The organism is Stutzerimonas marianensis, from assembly GCF_022810315.1.
Lineage (GTDB): Bacteria > Pseudomonadota > Gammaproteobacteria > Pseudomonadales > Pseudomonadaceae > Stutzerimonas > Stutzerimonas marianensis.
Genome location: NZ_JALGRD010000010.1, coordinates 1 through 15,945, shown reverse-complemented (window position 1 = coordinate 15,945; position 15,945 = coordinate 1). Strand labels below are relative to the sequence as shown.

Annotated in this window: 15 protein-coding genes; 4 read left to right on the top strand and 11 right to left on the bottom strand. The window is 63.7% G+C overall.

Annotation, left to right across the window (positions count from 1 at the left end):
* The 9 genes from coxB to MST27_RS17440 all read right to left on the bottom strand — a co-directional run bounded on the left by coxB (window position 1) and on the right by MST27_RS17440 (window position 9,673).
* Complete coding sequence (gene coxB / locus MST27_RS17480) at window positions 1-1,134, bottom strand: cytochrome c oxidase subunit II (RefSeq protein ID WP_243607217.1); 1,134 nt, start codon at window positions 1,132-1,134, stop codon at window positions 1-3.
* Window positions 1,135-1,457: 323 nt separating this feature from the next.
* The gene (locus tag MST27_RS17475; protein WP_243607216.1) at window positions 1,458-1,715 is read right to left on the bottom strand and encodes a hypothetical protein; all 258 of its coding nucleotides are present in this window, start codon (window positions 1,713-1,715) and stop codon (window positions 1,458-1,460) included.
* A 102-nt stretch (window positions 1,716-1,817) separates the two neighbouring features.
* Window positions 1,818-3,359, bottom strand: a complete 1,542-nt coding sequence (locus MST27_RS17470) for a SulP family inorganic anion transporter (protein WP_243607215.1) — start codon at window positions 3,357-3,359, stop codon at window positions 1,818-1,820.
* A gap of 10 nt (window positions 3,360-3,369) precedes the next feature.
* Window positions 3,370-4,101, bottom strand: coding sequence for a carbonic anhydrase (locus MST27_RS17465; RefSeq protein WP_243607214.1), 732 nt, complete (start codon window positions 4,099-4,101; stop codon window positions 3,370-3,372).
* A gap of 188 nt (window positions 4,102-4,289) precedes the next feature.
* Window positions 4,290-5,354, bottom strand: a complete 1,065-nt coding sequence (locus MST27_RS17460) for a PA0069 family radical SAM protein (RefSeq protein WP_243607213.1) — start codon at window positions 5,352-5,354, stop codon at window positions 4,290-4,292.
* Between the two features lie 138 nt (window positions 5,355-5,492).
* Window positions 5,493-6,215, bottom strand: a complete 723-nt coding sequence (locus tag MST27_RS17455) for a DUF1835 domain-containing protein (protein ID WP_243607212.1) — start codon at window positions 6,213-6,215, stop codon at window positions 5,493-5,495.
* Between the two features lie 12 nt (window positions 6,216-6,227).
* On the bottom strand, window positions 6,228-6,506 hold the full coding sequence (locus MST27_RS17450) for a YheV family putative zinc ribbon protein (protein ID WP_243607211.1): 279 nt from the start codon (window positions 6,504-6,506) through the stop codon (window positions 6,228-6,230).
* Entirely contained in the window at window positions 6,503-8,551 is a 2,049-nt protein-coding gene (gene prlC, locus MST27_RS17445) for an oligopeptidase A (protein WP_243607210.1), read from the bottom strand. The genes MST27_RS17450 and prlC overlap by 4 nt, the downstream gene beginning before the upstream one ends.
* 132 nt (window positions 8,552-8,683) lie before the next feature.
* Complete coding sequence (locus MST27_RS17440; RefSeq protein WP_243607209.1) at window positions 8,684-9,673, bottom strand: bile acid:sodium symporter family protein; 990 nt, start codon at window positions 9,671-9,673, stop codon at window positions 8,684-8,686.
* A gap of 82 nt (window positions 9,674-9,755) precedes the next feature.
* Here MST27_RS17440 and MST27_RS17435 point away from each other — a divergent pair, with 82 nt between their 5' ends.
* Together MST27_RS17435 and MST27_RS17430 are read left to right on the top strand one after the other, a co-directional pair.
* The gene (locus MST27_RS17435; RefSeq protein WP_243607208.1) at window positions 9,756-10,574 is read left to right on the top strand and encodes an AraC family transcriptional regulator; all 819 of its coding nucleotides are present in this window, start codon (window positions 9,756-9,758) and stop codon (window positions 10,572-10,574) included.
* Between the two features lie 33 nt (window positions 10,575-10,607).
* Window positions 10,608-11,150: a gamma carbonic anhydrase family protein gene (locus tag MST27_RS17430; protein ID WP_243607207.1), complete on the top strand. Its 543-nt coding sequence runs from the start codon at window positions 10,608-10,610 to the stop codon at window positions 11,148-11,150.
* Between the two features lie 56 nt (window positions 11,151-11,206).
* Here the strand turns inward: MST27_RS17430 and MST27_RS17425 are convergent, their stop codons facing one another.
* The gene (locus MST27_RS17425) at window positions 11,207-11,965 is read right to left on the bottom strand and encodes an SDR family NAD(P)-dependent oxidoreductase (protein WP_243607206.1); all 759 of its coding nucleotides are present in this window, start codon (window positions 11,963-11,965) and stop codon (window positions 11,207-11,209) included.
* Between the two features lie 116 nt (window positions 11,966-12,081).
* Here MST27_RS17425 and MST27_RS17420 point away from each other — a divergent pair, with 116 nt between their 5' ends.
* A complete protein-coding gene (locus MST27_RS17420) occupies window positions 12,082-13,014 on the top strand; it encodes a LysR family transcriptional regulator (protein WP_243607205.1) in 933 nt (310 codons plus the stop codon).
* 85 nt (window positions 13,015-13,099) lie between these two features.
* A complete protein-coding gene (locus MST27_RS17415) occupies window positions 13,100-13,744 on the top strand; it encodes an HAD family hydrolase (RefSeq protein ID WP_243607204.1) in 645 nt (214 codons plus the stop codon).
* Here MST27_RS17415 and MST27_RS17410 read toward each other — a convergent pair whose 3' ends face one another.
* Window positions 13,745-15,688 (bottom strand): alkaline phosphatase D family protein, encoded by a 1,944-nt coding sequence (locus MST27_RS17410; protein ID WP_243607203.1) that lies wholly within the window; start codon window positions 15,686-15,688, stop codon window positions 13,745-13,747.
* Window positions 15,689-15,945: the final 257 nt, after the last annotated feature.

Below are 15,945 nucleotides of genomic sequence, written 5' to 3'. Positions count from 1 at the left end.
TTATTGACTGGCTTCTTCGGCCTGTTTGAAGTCGAGCACGTCTTTCGGCGTGACCATGTCGCCCTTGTCGTTGCCCCAGGCGTTGCGCTCGTAGGTGATGACCGCGGCGATATCGACCTCCGAGAGCTGCTCACCGAAGGCCGGCATGCTGGTGCCGCGCTTGCCATGCACGACGATGTCCAGATGCCCCTCGGCCTCACCCGTAGCGATGGGTGATCCCTTGAGTGCGGGGAACATCGGTGGCAGGCCCTCGCCGGTGGGCTGGTGGCAGCTGGCGCAATTGGACAAGTAGACCTTCTCGCCGCGCTCGACCAGCTCTTCCAGCGTCCATTCCTTGCTGGTCAGTTCGGCGAGCTTGGCCGCCTCGGCCTTCTTCTCGCCGAGCCAGGCGGCGTAATCGTCTTGCGACTTGACCTCCACCACCACGGGCATGAAACCGTGGTCCTTGCCGCAGAGCTCGGTGCACTGGCCACGGTAGATGCCGGGCTCATCGATGCGCGTCCAGGATTCGTTGATGAAGCCGGGTATGGCGTCCTTCTTCACCGCCAGGTCCGGCACCCACCAGGAATGAATCACATCCGCCGCGGTGATCAGAAAGCGCACCTTGGCGCCGGACGGGATCACCAGCGGTTCGTCGACTTCCAGCAGGTAATGCTCGCCCTTGGGCTCGAGGTTATTGATCTGATCGCGCGGCGTGGTGAGGTTGCTGAAGAACTCGACGTCCTCACCCAGGTACTTGTAGTGCCACTTCCACTGGTAGCCGGTGATCTGGATGTCGACATCCGACTCGGAGGCGTCGTAAATGTGAATCAGCGTGCGGGTCGCCGGCACCGCCATGCCGATCAGGATCAGCAAGGGGATGATGGTCCAGAGCACCTCGACCTTGGTGTTCTCGTGGAAATTCGACGACTCCTGCCGCTTGGCGCGGCGGTGGGCGATCATCGACCAGAACATCGCCGCGAACACCAGCACGCCGATGACCACGCAGATCCAGAAGATGGTCATGTGCAGGTCGAAAACGGAGCGACTGACGTCGGTGGCGCCGGAGCGCATGTTCACGTCCCAGGCCGCCTCGGCCTGACCGAACAGCGAACACAATCCGATCCCCATCCAGGCTCGTGGATGTCGCGACATTGCGGGTTCCCCTTATGGTTCTTGTTATCCCGCCGACTGCCCTATCAGCCCGTGGAAACTGCCTGCGTCGGCAACTCCTCGTTGAAAAGCGCCTCGGTTGCGAGTCCGGTCAGACTGCTCATGTGCAGCCGCGAACTCCGCTTCTCTGGCTCTTCTCGCCTCGTATTGCCTGCCTCGCCTACATTTTCAGCGGCCTGCTTGGCTCCGATCTGGCTCCCCCCAATTCCTGGTTGCCAGGCTTCGCTTTGCACGCACAGTCGGATTCGATCAATACGCCTACGATCGGAGTATAGACAGGGTTCGATACCTGGCAATTTGGTGGTTCAAACGCTGGCTTCGGCCTCTGCCGGATGGTCATTCTTCTTCACGCCGCGGATGTTCATCAGCGCCAGGCATACCTGTAGCGTGATCAGCGCCCAGGCTTCGGCGTGCCATCCCCAGATGACCCAGAGCAGATTGCTCAGCAGAAAACACCAGAATCCCACCGTGCGGCGCCGCGGCTTCAACGAGCCGATCAGCCAGGCCGCCAGGACCGTGACCAGCATGGCGGGCCACTGCAGCAGGTCGATGAAAGGGTCCAAATCAATCCTCCAGAACGAACGACAGCGCATCGGCTCGCCGATGCGCTGCATCTGGCCACACGACGGCGTGGCCTACCGGAAATGGAAGGCTCGCCGCTGTGATTAGTTCCCCTCGGCCAACCCCGCCAGATGGGCCGCCTGTCGCCGTCGGCCCTCGACGCGCCGGGTCAGCGCACGCGGCTCGATGATCAATCGGGCACCCTGTGGCGCGTTGGAGCGCTGCCACTCCTCGAGCAGTTCCATGCAGGCGTGGTCGATGTAGCGCAGGTGCTCCATCGGCACCTGCAGCCAGGCATCCGGCGGTACCGATTCGAGCGCTCGCGACAGTTGCGGCACCTTGAGGAAGGTCGCTGCCCCCTGCATGCGCAACTCGATCCGGCGACCCTCGTGGATCAGGTTGATCTTCAAACGCGACGCCTGCCAGGCCAGTTGCGCCAGGGTCAGCGCGAAGCCCACCAACACGCCAGTCAGCAGATCGGTCGCGACGATGGTCAGCGCCGTGACGACATGGATCAGCATCGCCATACGGCCGTAGCGACCGAGCTGGCGCAGCGCGCGCAGGTCGATCAGCTTGAAGCCGGTATAGATCAGCACGCCGGCCAGGCTCGCGACCGGGATGCGCTCGAGCAATGCCGCCAACAGGACCACCGCCGCCAGCAGCCAGAGCGCGTGCAGCATGGCGGAGAGCCGTGTCCGCGCACCGGCCTGCACGTTAGCCGAGCTGCGCACGATCACGCCGGTCATCGGCAAGGCACCGAGCATCCCGCAGAGCATGTTGCCGACGCCCTGCGCCGCCAGCTCACGGTCGAAATCGGCCCGCGGCCCCTGATGCATACGGTCCACCGCGGCGGCTGACAGCAATGTCTCGGCGCTGGCGATGAAGGCAAGCGCCAGCGCCGCGACCAGCAACGTTGGATCGGCCAGCGCCAGCAGGTCAGTCGGGCGCAGCCAGGTGATCGCATCGGCGAGGTTGTCGGGCACCTCGACGCGGCGCACATCCAGCTCCAGCCACAGGCCAACCAGCGTCGCTGCCGCAACCCCCAGCAGTGCACCGGGCAACAGGCGCAGACGCTGCGGTTTGAGCCGATCCCAGGCAGCCATGCAGACGATTGTCAGCAGCCCCAGCGAAGCGGCGATCATGCCGTCGCCGCCGCCGGAAAAGGGCAACGCCGCCCAGAGTGCGGCGGGAAATGCGCTGAGGTTGCCCAGCCCCGAGGCCTCGGGCTTCGCGTCCATCATCACGTGCAATTGCGAGAGCACGATCAGAATGCCGATCCCCGCCAGCATGCCGTAGACCACCGCCGGCGCGGTGACCCTGAACCAGCAACCCCATTTCAGGCGCCCGGCCACCCATTGCAAGGCGCCAGCCAGCAGCAGAATCGGCCCGAGCATGGCGGCACCATGCTGCTGCACCAGCTCGAACACCAGCACCGTAAGCCCGGCCGCCGGGCCGCTGACCTGCAGCGGTGCACCGGCCAACCAGCCCACCACCAGCCCGCCGATGATCCCAGTCACCACGCCCTTGGCTGGCGGCATGCCCGAGGCGATGGCAATGCCCATGCACAGAGGCAGCGCCACCAGGAACACCACCACGGACGCCATCAGGTCGCGTGGCAGGGTCGATTTGATCGTTTCCTGATTCATGGCCGTCTCCTCAAGCCGACGCGTAGCGCGGTGCGGGCGTCGCGACCGGTAGCTGCCCCTCGCCGTCGAGCGGCGCGAAGCGGCCCGATCGAGCGTCATAAGCGAGGATCTCGCTCGTCTCGATGCAATACACCCAACCGTGGATAGCGAGCTGCCCACCCGCCAGCCGCGCGGCCACCGAAGGGTGCGTGCGCAGGTGGTCAAGCTGGGCCACGACGTTTTCCTCGGTAAGCACCCCGAGGTGCTCGCCCCCGCAGCCGCAGTTCTGCTCGACCAGGCTGCGCGCCACCTCACAGTGCCTGAGCCAGGCGCGGACCGTGGGCATACGCTGCAGCCCGTCCGGGTTGAGCACCGCCTTCATCGCACCGCAATCGGAGTGGCCACAGATGATGATGTGCTGGACGTTGAGCACCATCACCGCGTATTCGATGGCCGTCGACACGCCGCCATTCATCTGGCCGTACGGCGGCACCACATTCCCGACGTTGCGGGTGACGAACAGGTCGCCGGGCGAACTTTGGGTAATCAGCTCCGGCACGATGCGCGAGTCGGCGCAGGTGATGAACATGGCGCGTGGGTGCTGCGCCTTGGCCAGGCGGGCGAACAGCGTCTGCTGTTCGGGATACACCTCGGTACGGAAGCGGCGAAAGCCGTCAACGAGACGGGCGAAGGACTCGTCGGCGCTTTCGCCGCGTGCAGGCAAGTCGAGGGGCTCGGGACGGGTACGGATGGGTTCACGCATGGCGGGTCTCCTGTTTGGCGAGGGCGCGTGCCAGCGGTCAGGGGCCGAAAGCGCCCCGTGACTGACTGGTCACGACTGCCCGAAGGCTAGCCAGCGAGACTTAACCGAAACTGAACGAGCCGCTCTATCTCAAGCCTTTGCGATGAAATACAGCTTCACCGCGACGGCAATGCCTTACGCCAACAGGCTCAGATCAGCGACAGCTGCGCGCCCGGCGGAGCAAAACGGGTGCAATCCAGCCCGAAGTTCTGGTCCCGACGGTTGAAGCCCAGACGTTTGCAGGCCAGCTGAAAACGCTGGGCCAGCAGCTGGGCGAACTGACCCTCGCCGCGCATGCGGCTACCGAAGCGGCTGTCGTAGTCCTTGCCGCCGCGCGACTGGCGCACCAGGCTCATCACGTGAGCGGCTCGCTGTGGGAAGTGCTCCTGCAGCCATTCATCGAACAGCCCGGCCACCTCATGCGGCAGGCGCAGCAACACGTAGCCCGCCGAGCGCGCCCCGGCCTCCCGCGCGGCTTCGAGCAGGCGCTCCAGTTCCATGTCGTTGATCATCGGAATCATCGGCGCGCACATCACGCTGACCGGCACGCCCGCCTCGTTCAGCGAGCGCAGAACGCGAAGTCGCGCCGAGGGCGAGGCCGCACGGGGTTCCATGATGCGCTTGAGCTCGTCGTCCAGCGTGGTCAGGCTGACCGACACACTGACCAGCCGCTGCTCGGCCAGCGGCACCAGCAGATCCAGGTCGCGCAACACCAGTGAACCCTTGGTGATGATGTGCACCGGATGCTTGAACCGCAGCAGGATCTCGAGCGCCTGCCGCGTCAGCCGCTGCTCGCGCTCGAGTGGCTGATAGGCATCCGTGTTCACGCCCAGCGCAATGGGCTGCGGCACGTAGCCGGGTTTGCTCAACTCGGCTTCCAGCCGCTCGGCGAGGTTGGTCTTGGCAATCAGCCGCGTCTCGAAATCGATGCCGGGCGAAAGGTCCCAATAGGCATGCGTGGGCCGCGCGAAACAGTAGATGCAGCCGTGCTCGCAACCGCGATAAGGGTTCACGGACCGATCGAAGCCGACGTCCGGCGACTGGTTGCGGGTGAGCACCGTCTTGGCCGTCTCATGCCGGACCTCGGTGGCGCGGGTGGGCGGCACGTCCTGTTCCCAACCATCGTCATAGGCCTCGCTGCGCGTCGGAGCGAACCGGTTGTCCGGGTTGATGGCCGTGCCGCGCCCGCGGGGTGTGCTGTTTGGCGGGAGCATGAGTGATCTCCAATACTGTATATCGATACAGTATCAGCTTGGGTCCTCCTGTCGCCAACCCGTCTGTCGCCTTGCCGCCGAGTTGGGCGGCGCTCAGCCGGATCGTCGGCGTACTTGCACCAGGCGGTAATCCGTCTGTCAACTGTCGTCCAGCTGGATCACGCCTCTTCGCGCTAATGCCCGGGCGCGCCAGTAGAGGAACAGGTCGGTCGGAAAAAAGCCGTCGCAACGCCCCATGACTTCGGCCATGGCGCGGGCAAGCGGCATCCAGTCGTCGCGGCAGGCAGCGAACAGCTCGCCGTCGATCCGCGCATTTTCTTCACCGAGAAAACGATCATCGATCCAGCGACGTACCGCAGCGTTCTCCCCAACGGCTGCGCGCCATTGGCAGGCAAGGTCGGCGAGGCGAGCGTCTTCAACGAGGCGCGGTCGATATCGCCTCGCCAAGGCCTCCGGGGCGTGCATGGACACCGCCATCCGCGTGCCGACACGGCTGTCGCCCGTGCCACAGGCGACTTCATGCAGCGCTGTCGGCGAGCCTTCCAGTGCCGCGGCCACCCGTGCCAGCATCAGCTGCTCGGACGCGCTGTCGCCATGCCAGACGGTAATCGGCCGCGGCTGGTCGTGCAGCCGGGCCAGCCACTCGGCGTCACTGGCAATGCCTGAGAAATCCGGACGAGGTTTCAGACCGACAGGCCAGACCTCTTCCCAGAAGGCGATCCGCTTCCTGCAGGGCGGGGATTCGATATCTGCAAGCGGACCGACAGCCAGGTCATCACGCAGCACGCGAATCTCATCGCCTGCGACCAGCAGCGGCCGGACGCTGTCGGCAGCCAGGTCGCCGCAGGTGAGATGCCACATGGTAGCGTTCGCTCAGTCGGACTTTTTCTTCAGCTTCGGGTTGGGGAAAAACTGTACCGCCTGCACCTGCGGGTCGGCCGGCTTCGGCTTGGCCTTGTTGACTCGCGTGCTCAGTTCCGAGGGCACCGACTGGCCCTGTGCATTGAGCGTATCGGCGTAGCCGCATTCGACGCACTCGCGGTGCGGCACACCCTCGACGTCCCACATCTTGATGCTGTCGGTGGCGCTACACGCCGGGCACACGGCACCGGCGATGAAGCGCTTGGGGGTCACTTTCGGCTCGTCGCTCATGCCGCGTCCTCGCTCAGACCCAGGTGCCGCAGGAGCGCGTCGGTCGAGGGTTCGCGCCCACGAAAGTCGACGAACAACACCATCGGTTCCTGCGAACCGCCGCGTGCCAGTATCGCCTCGCGGAAAGCGCGGCCGGTGTCGGGGTTGAACACGCCCTCTTCCTCGAAGCGCGAGAAGGCGTCGGAAGACAGCACCTCGGCCCATTTGTAGCTGTAGTAGCCCGCCGCATAGCCACCCGAAAAGATGTGCGCGAAGCTGTTGGGGAAACGATTGCTGGCCGGCGGACGCATCACCGAGACTTCGGCGCGGACGCTTTCCAGCACCTCGAGCACGCTGCGCCCATCGCCATGGGTGGCATGCAGCTCGAAGTCGAACAGCGAGAACTCCAGCTGGCGAACCATCATCAGGCCGGACTGGAAATTCTTCGCCGCCAGCATCTGGTCCAGCTTGTCCTGCGGCAGGCGTTCCCCCGTCTGGTAGTGACCGGAGATCAGCGCTAGCCCCTCCGGCTCCCAGCACCAGTTCTCCATGAACTGGCTGGGCAGCTCGACCGCATCCCAGGCGACGCCATTGATGCCCGACGCCCCGGCATGCTCGACCTTGGTCAGCAAGTGGTGCAGGCCATGGCCGAACTCGTGGAACAGGGTGGTGACCTCGTCATGAGTGAGCAGCGCCGGGCGCTCGCCTACGGGCGGGGTGAAGTTGCAGACGAGGTTGGCCACCGGCGTCTGCAGCGTGCCCAGGCAGGTGCGGCGCTTGTCGCGCGCGCCATCCATCCAGGCACCGCCACGCTTGTTCGGCCGCGCGTACAGGTCGAAGAAGAAGCGCCCGACGTGCTCGCCGTTTTCACGGATCTCGAACAGGCGGACGTCCGGGTGCCAGCTGTCGAAGTCTTCCAGCTCATGGATCTCGATGCCGTACAGACGCTTGACGATGGCAAACAGGCCGGACAGCACCTTGTCCACCGGGAAGTAGGCACGCAGCTCTTCCTGGCTCAGGCTGTAGCGTGCCTGGCGCAGCTTCTCGCCGAAGTAGTTGACGTCCCAGCTCTGCAGATCGGTAACGCCGTGCTCGGCGGCGAAGGCGCGCAACTCTTTCAGGTCGCGCTCGGCGAAGGGCTTGCTGCGCTGCGCCAGGTCACGCAGGAAACCCAGCACCTGGTCGGTACTTTCGGCCATCTTGGTCGCCAGAGAGAGCTCGGCGTAATTGCCGAAGCCCAGCAGCTGCGCCAGCTCCTGACGCAGGTCGAGAATCTGCTCCATCACCGGGCCGTTATCGAACTGTCCAGCGTTCGGCCCCTGGTCGGAAGCGCGCGTGGAATAGGCAACATAGACCTCTTCACGCAGTGCGCGGTTATCGGCGTAGGTCATCACCGCGTAGTAGCTGGGGAATTCCAGGCTGATCAACCAGCCCTGCAGATCCTTGGCCTTGGCGGCTTCGGCCATCTGCGCGCAGGACGACTCGGGAATGCCGGACAACAGGCTGGCGTCGGTGACGTGCTTGGTCCAGGCCTGGGTGGCATCGAGCAACTGGTTGGAAAACGTACTGCCCAGCTCGGCGAGCTTCATGCGGATCGCGCCGAAGCGCTGCTGCTCGGCCGGTGGCAGATCGATGCCGGACAAGCGGAAATCGCGCAACGCGTGCTCGATGATGGTTTTCTGCGCGACGTCGAAACCGTCGGCCTCGGGGCTGACGGACAACGCCTGGTAGGCGGCGAACAGGTCGGCGTTCTGGCCAAGCTCGGTGGCATAGGCCGACAACTTCGGCAGGCAGGCCTCATAGGCGCTGCGCAGTTCCGGGTTGTTGCGCACGGCATTGAGATGGCTGACCGGGCCCCAGGCGCGACTGAGGCGCTCATTCATCTCGTCCAGACCGACCACCAGGGTGCTCCAGTCCAGGCTTTCGGCCGGACGGCTGAGCAGCTCCTGCAAGGCGACGCGGTTGTCACCCAGGATGGTGTCCACGGCCGGCTCGACGTGCTCGGGGCGAATCTCGGAATAAGGCGGCAGGTCGAAATCCCGAAGCAGCGGATTGGTATCGGTCACGGCAGTTGCCCCTTCTGAAGAATGATCACGCGGGCATGTTAAAGACAAATGCCCGACCGCGCAGCTGGGAAACGCCTCGATAGAGCGGCTCTATCCCGCGCAGGCGGCGGCCGCAGGTGCCCCCGCGTCTCGCTATTGGACAGCCGCCTGCGCGGGCAATTCGGGCCGGCGCGCATAACGCTGGGCCAGCACGGTGCAGACCATCAGCTGGATCTGATGAAAGAGCATCAACGGCAGGATGATCATGCCGACCGCGCTCGTGGCGAACAGCACCTGCGCCATGGGGACGCCGGTCGCCAGGCTCTTCTTCGAGCCGGCGAAGAGGATGGTGATGCGGTCTTCCAGATTGAAGCCGAACACCTTGGCCAGCACGCTGGTCAGCCAGAGGACGATGGCCAGCAGCAGGCAGCAGGCAACGACCAACCCCAGCAGGTGGCCGAGGGGCACGATGCGCCACAGCCCATCGACGACCGCGCCACTGAAGGCGGTGTAGACCACCAGAAGAATCGAGCTCTGGTCGACGGTCTTCAGCCAGCTCTTGTTGCGCGTCACCCAGGCGCCGATCCAGCGCCGCGCGATCTGACCAGCGATGAAGGGCACCAGCAGCTGAAGCACGATCTTGCCGATCGAGTCGAGTGTCGAGCCGCTGTCACCTTCGACGTCCATCAGCAAGAGCACCAGCAGCGGCGTGAGGAAAATACCGATCAGGCTGGACGCGGCAGCGCTGCAAATCGCGGCCGGCACGTTGCCTCGCGCCAGGGAGGTAAAGGCGATGGCCGATTGCACCGTGGCCGGTAATGCGCAGAGATAGAGCATTCCCAGATAGAGTTCCGTGCCGACCAGGGGCGTCAGTACCGGCTTGAGGGCCAGCCCCAGCAACGGAAACATGACGAAGGTGCAGGCAAATACCAGAAGGTGCAGCCGCCAGTGGCCCGCCCCGGCGAGAATCGCCTCGCGCGAGAGCTTGGCACCGTGCATGAAGAACAGCAGCGCAATGGCCGCCGCCGTCAGCCACTCGAAAAACACCGCACCGCGGCCCTCGCAAGGGAAGACGGTCGCGACGGCGACCACGGCCAGCAGGGCAAGGGTGAAGTTGTCGAAGAGTAGGCGAAGCTTGGCCATGGCTGTTCCTCAGGGCTTGCGGGCAACGGGGAACGACCTTAACGTGGACGCCACCTTCCGACTAACGCCAGGCAGGCATGAAATGTCGTCAATCGGACAACAAGCCGCCGTGATCACGCGCCTCGAGGCGCTCAAGTCCCTGCCGCGTCCCGTCTATGGCCAGCTCGACTCGCCGCCCAATCTCAAGCTTGGCTATCGTCACAGCCATCCTTGGGTGCAACTGTCCCACGCAGTGGAGGGCGTGCTCGAAGTGCGCACCGACAGCGGTCGTTTTATCGCCCCGCCACTGCGCGCGGTCTGGATCCCGGCGGGCGTCACGCATCAGGTGTTCTGCGCGCCGGATACCTGTATCCGCAGCCTCTATATCGATCAGGGCGTGGCGGGGGACGCGCCCGACCATTGCCGCGTCCTGCAGGTCAGCCCATTGCTGCGCGAGCTGATCCGGCATTTCAGCACGCTGCCCGAAACGTACGCCGAGGAGGGTCCTGAGGGGCGGCTCGTACAGGTATTGCTCGATCAGTTGAGCTGTGCGCCGGAGGTCGAGCTGGTCTTGCCACTCCCGGCGGAGCCGCGTTTGCAGCAGCTCTGCAGAGGTTTGCAGGCGCAACCGGAATCTCAGGAAAGCCTGGCGGACTGGAGCCATGTGTTGGGTGTGTCGGAACGCACCCTGAGCCGGTTGTTCCTGCGCGAAACCGGCCTGACCTTTCGTGCCTGGCGCCAGCGCCTGCGGCTGCTCAGTGCGCTACCGCCACTCGAGCGCGGCGAGCGCGTCACCGATGTCGCACTGGGCTGCGGCTACGAGTCTCTGTCGGCTTTCATTGCCGCCTTTCGTGAACAATTCGGTTCCACGCCGGGCGAGTTCTTTCGCGCCGACAATGGCGTTTCCCGGCACCCTTACTAGCCACGCCCTTTCTCAGCCTACAGGAGCGCAAACATGAGCATCCGGACCTACCAGGGTCAAACCCCCATCCTGGGCGAACGCGTCTTCGTCGACCCCAGCGCCGTACTCATCGGCGACATCGAGATTGGCGAGGACAGCTCCGTCTGGCCGCTCACGGTGATCCGCGGCGACATGCACCGCATCCGCATCGGCAAACGCAGCAGCATCCAGGATGGCAGCGTGCTGCATATCACCCATGCCGGCCCGTTCAACCCTGACGGCTTCCCGCTGACCATCGGTGACGAGGTGACGGTCGGCCACAAGGTCACCCTGCACGGCTGCACGCTGGGCAGCCGAATTCTGGTGGGTATGGGGTCGATCGTGATGGACGGCGCGGTGGTCGAGGATGAGGTGATCATCGGCGCTGGCAGCCTGGTGCCGCCGGGCAAGACGTTGGAGAGCGGCTTCCTGTACGTCGGCAGCCCGGTCAAGCAGGCGCGCCCACTGACCGAGAAGGAGCGGAGCTTCTTCAGCTACACGGCCGGAAACTACGTGAAGCTGAAAGCCCACCATCTCGAACAGCATTACGCAGACTGAGCGACCGGCAGCCCGTTGGGCCGGACGCCATACACCGCGCCCGGCCCACACGGCCATCAGAGGAACATACCGCCCGACGCTTCGATGCGCTGGCCAGTGATCCAGCGGCCACCCTCGCCAAGCAAGGCTGCAATGGCGAGACCGATATCGTCCGCCTGGCCAACGCGACCAAGTGCGGTATTGCCCGCGACAAAAGCGTTGAGGTCTGCATTGTCGCGCACCGCGCCGCCGCCGAAGTCGGTTTCGATGGCACCAGGGGCGAGCACATTGACAGCGATACCCCGCTCACCCAGTTCACGCGCCTGATAGCGCGTCAGCACCTCGATGCCACCTTTCATGGCCGCATACGCGGCATAGCCTGGCAGCGAGAAGCGCGCCAGGCCGCTCGATACGTTCAGGATACGTCCGCCGTCGCTGATCAAGGGCAGCAGCGTCTGGGTCAGGAAGAACGGACCCTTCAGATGAATCTTCATCATCAGGTCGAACTGCGCTTCGCTGGTTTCGGCGAAGCTGGCGTGCTGCCCGATGCCCGCATTGTTGACCAGAAAATCGAACTGCTGACGACCGAAGCGCTCAGACAATGCCGCGCGCACCTGATCAGCGAAGGCAGCGAAGCTCGCGCTGTCGCTGACATCGAGGTGCAGCATCAGCGCGCGCGAGCCAAGACGCTCGATTTCATCGGCCACTGCCTGCGCTTCGTCGACCTTGCTGTGGTACGTGCCGATGATGTCCGCACCCTGCTTTGCCAGGTGCAAGGCCGCACTGCGGCCGAGACCGCGGCTGGCTCCGGTAATCAATGCAAGTTTGCCGTTCATGGTGTGCCTCCGTCTTGTGGATGATGGAGACCACTTTATTGTTCGTTACATGGCGGATAAATCAGCAAACAGCGAATAGACTATTCGGCATTTCCGACGAAATGGACGGGCCAAACATGCTGGAATCCCTGCGCACCTTTGTCCGCGTCTATGAACTGGCCAGTTTTACGGCTGCGGCCGATAGCCTAGGGCTGCCCCGCTCGACGGTCTCCGAACAGATTCGCGCACTCGAGCAACGACTCGGTGCGCGGCTGCTGCAGCGCACGACGCGCAAAGTCCAGCCGACGCAGGACGGCACGCTGCTCTATGAGCGCTGCCGCGACATGCTCGATCAGATCGAGGAACTCGAAGGGCTGTTTCGCGAGGGCAAGGCGTTGAAGGGCCGCCTGCGCATTGATCTTCCGGTCGCGCTCGCGCGCAACCTGGTGGTGCCAAGACTGGGTGAATTTCTGAATCAGCATCCCGATCTGGAGATCGAGGTCAGCGCCACCGACAGGCGCGTGGACCTGGTGCGAGAGGGTTTCGATTGCGTGCTGCGCATCGGCGAGGTGATGGATGCCGGACTGGTCGCCCGCCGAATCGGCCGTTATCCACTGGTCAACTGCGCCAGCCCCGCCTACCTGAGTCAGTACGGCACGCCACGGACGCTAGACGATCTTGCCCACCACTACCTGGTGCACTACGTGCCGGTGCTCGGTGCTCGCTCGACCGGTTTCGAGTACGAGCAAAACGGCAAGACGATTTGCCTGCCCATGCGCGGCCGTGTCACGGTCAACAACAGTGATAGCTACAAGGAAGCCTGTATAGGCGGCTTCGGTCTAATCCAGGTACCGCTGGCAGGTGTCTGTGAGTCGCTCGACCGGGGTGAGTTGCAACTCGTCCTTCCGGAGCATGTGCCGGCCCCGATGAGCGCTTCGCTGCTTTACGCCCACCGTCGTCACTTGCCGCGTCGTGTACGGCTGTTCATGGACTGGCTGGCCGCCGTCATTGGCCAGGACATCACTACAGCGACAGCGCTCGCACAACGCCTGCAGATCCAGGCCAGCTGAGGCGCAGCGTTACCCGCCTGGTTTGCCGCCGAACGGGGAGTTACGGGACAATCGACCCCATCCTCCAGCTGCCGGCCCTGCCTTCATGCATCACGCCACGATTCTGTTCGACCTAGACGGGACCCTAACCGACCCGCGAGAAGGCATCACCCGCTCCATCCAGCATGCCTTGGCCCAACTCGGCATTGACGAGCCGGACCTGGCCAGGCTCGAGCCCTTCATCGGCCCGCCCCTTTTGCAGGCATTCATGGAGTTCTACGGCTTCGATGAAGCACGGGCCTGGGAAGCCGTGACCCATTACCGCGAGCGATTCAAGACGGTCGGGTTGTACGAAAACCTGCTATTCGACGGCGTACTCGAGATGCTCGAGCACCTGCGCGGCCAGGGCCGTACGCTCTACGTGGCAACCTCCAAGCCTTCGGTGTTCGCCCGCGAGATCGCCCGCCATTTCGCCTTCGACCATCACTTCAGGATGATCTATGGCAGCGAGCTGGATGGCACACGAACCAACAAAGTCGAACTGATCGCTCACCTAGTCGCCGAAGAGCGCCTGGAGCCGGCGCAGACACTGATGATTGGCGACCGCAAGCACGACCTTATCGGGGCCCACCGCAACGGCTTGCAGGCCGTTGCGGTAGGTTATGGGTTCGGTAGTCACGACGAGCTGATGGCTGAATCGCCGGCGTACTACTACGCAACGCTTCCCGCGTTGCGCGCGGCATTCGGCTGATCATTCGCGAACGGGATCGAAGGTCACCGGGGCTGACCCATCGGCGTTGATCTGCTCGATCCGGACCGGACGCCCGGCGGCATCAAGCCGGACCCGCCCGATGCCCGAGCCGTTCCACAAACGCTCACCGGATTGGCTGCGGCTGGGCAGCCACGGCTGAACCCGTACCCGGCGGCGCTTGGTAAACCAGTTCAACGGCGAGCGCGGCGAGTAAAGCCAGCGGTTGAGCCGATCGAACAGGTCCAGAAGCCGCCGGGGGAATTCGTTCTTGATGCCGCTGCTGGTGATCTGCCACAACCGTGGACCTTCCACACGGCCTCGGATACGCACCTCATAGGCGAACGAATAATGCACGTCGCCGGAAAGGATGACGTAATTGCCGGGGGTACGAGTATGCCGAAAGATATTGAGCATCACCTGCGCGGCGCCACGATGGGCCATCCAGTTTTCCGCATCCACCAGCAGTGACTGACCTAACCAGCTGAACACGCGCTGCACGGTCTCGATCAACTTGACGCCAAACATCGGTGCTGGCGAAACGATGATTACCGAGGGCTGATCGAGTAGGTGCTGCTGAAAATCGGTTAGCGCCTCCCAATCCATCAGGCCCGAGGGGCGGCTCAGGTTGCTCTCGCTCCGCCAGCGCCGCGTGCGGGTGTCCAGCACCAACAAGGTCGGCTCGGTAGGCAATACATACCCCCAATCGCCCCACCGCAACAGGTCATCCACCACTCGGTCGTGCAACGGGCAAGCAAGCTGACCTTGCTCTGCGCTGGCCATTAGCGCCTGAATCGCGGGCAGGAGGGACGCGTAATCTTCAGGCGCGTTGCCCCATGCCTGGCAGAGAAGATAACCGAGCAAGGCGTTACCGATGATGCGCCTCGAAAACGGGTGACCATAGGCCGTGTGCTCCCAGCGGGCGCTCAGATTCCAGTCATCGGTGATGTCATGATCGTCGAAAATCATCAGTGCGGGCAGATGCGCCAGCGCCCGCGCGGCGGCCGGCAGGCCATGCCGAAATGCGTCCATGCACTGCGCCTCGTGCGCATACCGCTGCGCCATCTTGGCATCCAGCTGGGGCATCTCCGGCTCGATGAGCCTCCATGGCACGGGGGACCACACCAGCAGGTACATGGCGATCACTTCGGCGAAAGACACCAGGTGGTTATGCGCGTTGGCCGTGGTGAAGACAGGCTTCTCGGCACCGCCGAAAAATCGCTCGCGAAGCGCTTCGTTGGACTTGAATGCTGGCAGCAACGCTTCACGCCGATAATAAGTCGCAGGATGAGCCATCAGCTCGTCGCTGTTGGCAACCACCGCGCCCTCAAGGCATTCGCCATACAGTCCGAGCAGGCGAATCAATGCGTGTATGGCTACCAACGTTGGGCCGGCCACATCGTCGGCGTAAACCTGGTCTCCGGACATGATCAACGCCGCTGGCCATTGCGCTGGCGTTGCGCGGGCCCGTTTTATTAGCGCATCAACGACGACTAATCCATCGGCAGACGCATGATGCGGTTTACGGCAAGATCCATGGAGCAGATCGTCGTACCGTGACCGAACCACGAAAGCCGGACGGTTGAAACCTTCATGAATCAGATGCGGCGCCCAATCGCTGATCCCAAACGCTTTGCCCTCGAGCAAAATCGAAAGGTCGTATTCGATCAAGGTATCTGTGGGTAGTGGCGCGTCCAGCCTGATGTCAATCAGTTGCAACCAGGCCGAGCTGCCGATCCTCAGCGGGGTACACCTGCCGCCGTCGAGCGCAAACAGCCGCGGCGATTCACCCTCGGGATAGAGCGACATGTGCAGAGACAGCGACTCACGGGTCACCATCCACATTACCAACCGATCCGGTTCTAGACGTCGCAAGAGCGGGCCAGCCAGTACGAGCGGCATATCGGCCTGAAGGGAGGGAGGGGCGGGCGTGACAGAATTCTGCATGCATCGCTCAAGCGGATGGGCAAGCATGGAGTGTAACGATAGTCAGGGCAGAGACTGAAGCTGCTGTTCCATGAGAAATCATCAATCATGCATCAGGTGCCACCGTGGCGACGCTGGGAAACCGAAGCCATGGGCGTCTTCGTATGCCTCTTCTACACGTGCTTGGCCAACAGCCAGCCGCAAAAGCCGGTCGATTAGTGGAGAAGGCTCAGCTCCTTGTCCCAGCGATAGCGTCTCTCGCCCTCCGTCATACCAGA

What these genes read in the sequence shown, in the direction of transcription:
- MST27_RS17435 (WP_243607208.1), top strand. Translation starts at nt 9,756, where the DNA reads ATGTCGTCAATCGGACAACAAGCCGCCGTGATCACGCGCCTCGAGGCG.
- MST27_RS17450 (WP_243607211.1), bottom strand. Translation starts at nt 6,506, where the DNA reads ATGAGCGACGAGCCGAAAGTGACCCCCAAGCGCTTCATCGCCGGTGCC.
- MST27_RS17460 (WP_243607213.1), bottom strand. Translation starts at nt 5,354, where the DNA reads ATGCTCCCGCCAAACAGCACACCCCGCGGGCGCGGCACGGCCATCAAC.
- MST27_RS17430 (WP_243607207.1), top strand. Translation starts at nt 10,608, where the DNA reads ATGAGCATCCGGACCTACCAGGGTCAAACCCCCATCCTGGGCGAACGC.
- MST27_RS17455 (WP_243607212.1), bottom strand. Translation starts at nt 6,215, where the DNA reads ATGTGGCATCTCACCTGCGGCGACCTGGCTGCCGACAGCGTCCGGCCG.
- MST27_RS17425 (WP_243607206.1), bottom strand. Translation starts at nt 11,965, where the DNA reads ATGAACGGCAAACTTGCATTGATTACCGGAGCCAGCCGCGGTCTCGGC.
- MST27_RS17440 (WP_243607209.1), bottom strand. Translation starts at nt 9,673, where the DNA reads ATGGCCAAGCTTCGCCTACTCTTCGACAACTTCACCCTTGCCCTGCTG.
- coxB (WP_243607217.1), bottom strand. Translation starts at nt 1,134, where the DNA reads ATGTCGCGACATCCACGAGCCTGGATGGGGATCGGATTGTGTTCGCTG.
- MST27_RS17420 (WP_243607205.1), top strand. Translation starts at nt 12,082, where the DNA reads ATGCTGGAATCCCTGCGCACCTTTGTCCGCGTCTATGAACTGGCCAGT.
- MST27_RS17465 (WP_243607214.1), bottom strand. Translation starts at nt 4,101, where the DNA reads ATGCGTGAACCCATCCGTACCCGTCCCGAGCCCCTCGACTTGCCTGCA.
- MST27_RS17415 (WP_243607204.1), top strand. Translation starts at nt 13,100, where the DNA reads ATGCATCACGCCACGATTCTGTTCGACCTAGACGGGACCCTAACCGAC.
- MST27_RS17470 (WP_243607215.1), bottom strand. Translation starts at nt 3,359, where the DNA reads ATGAATCAGGAAACGATCAAATCGACCCTGCCACGCGACCTGATGGCG.
- MST27_RS17410 (WP_243607203.1), bottom strand. Translation starts at nt 15,688, where the DNA reads ATGCAGAATTCTGTCACGCCCGCCCCTCCCTCCCTTCAGGCCGATATG.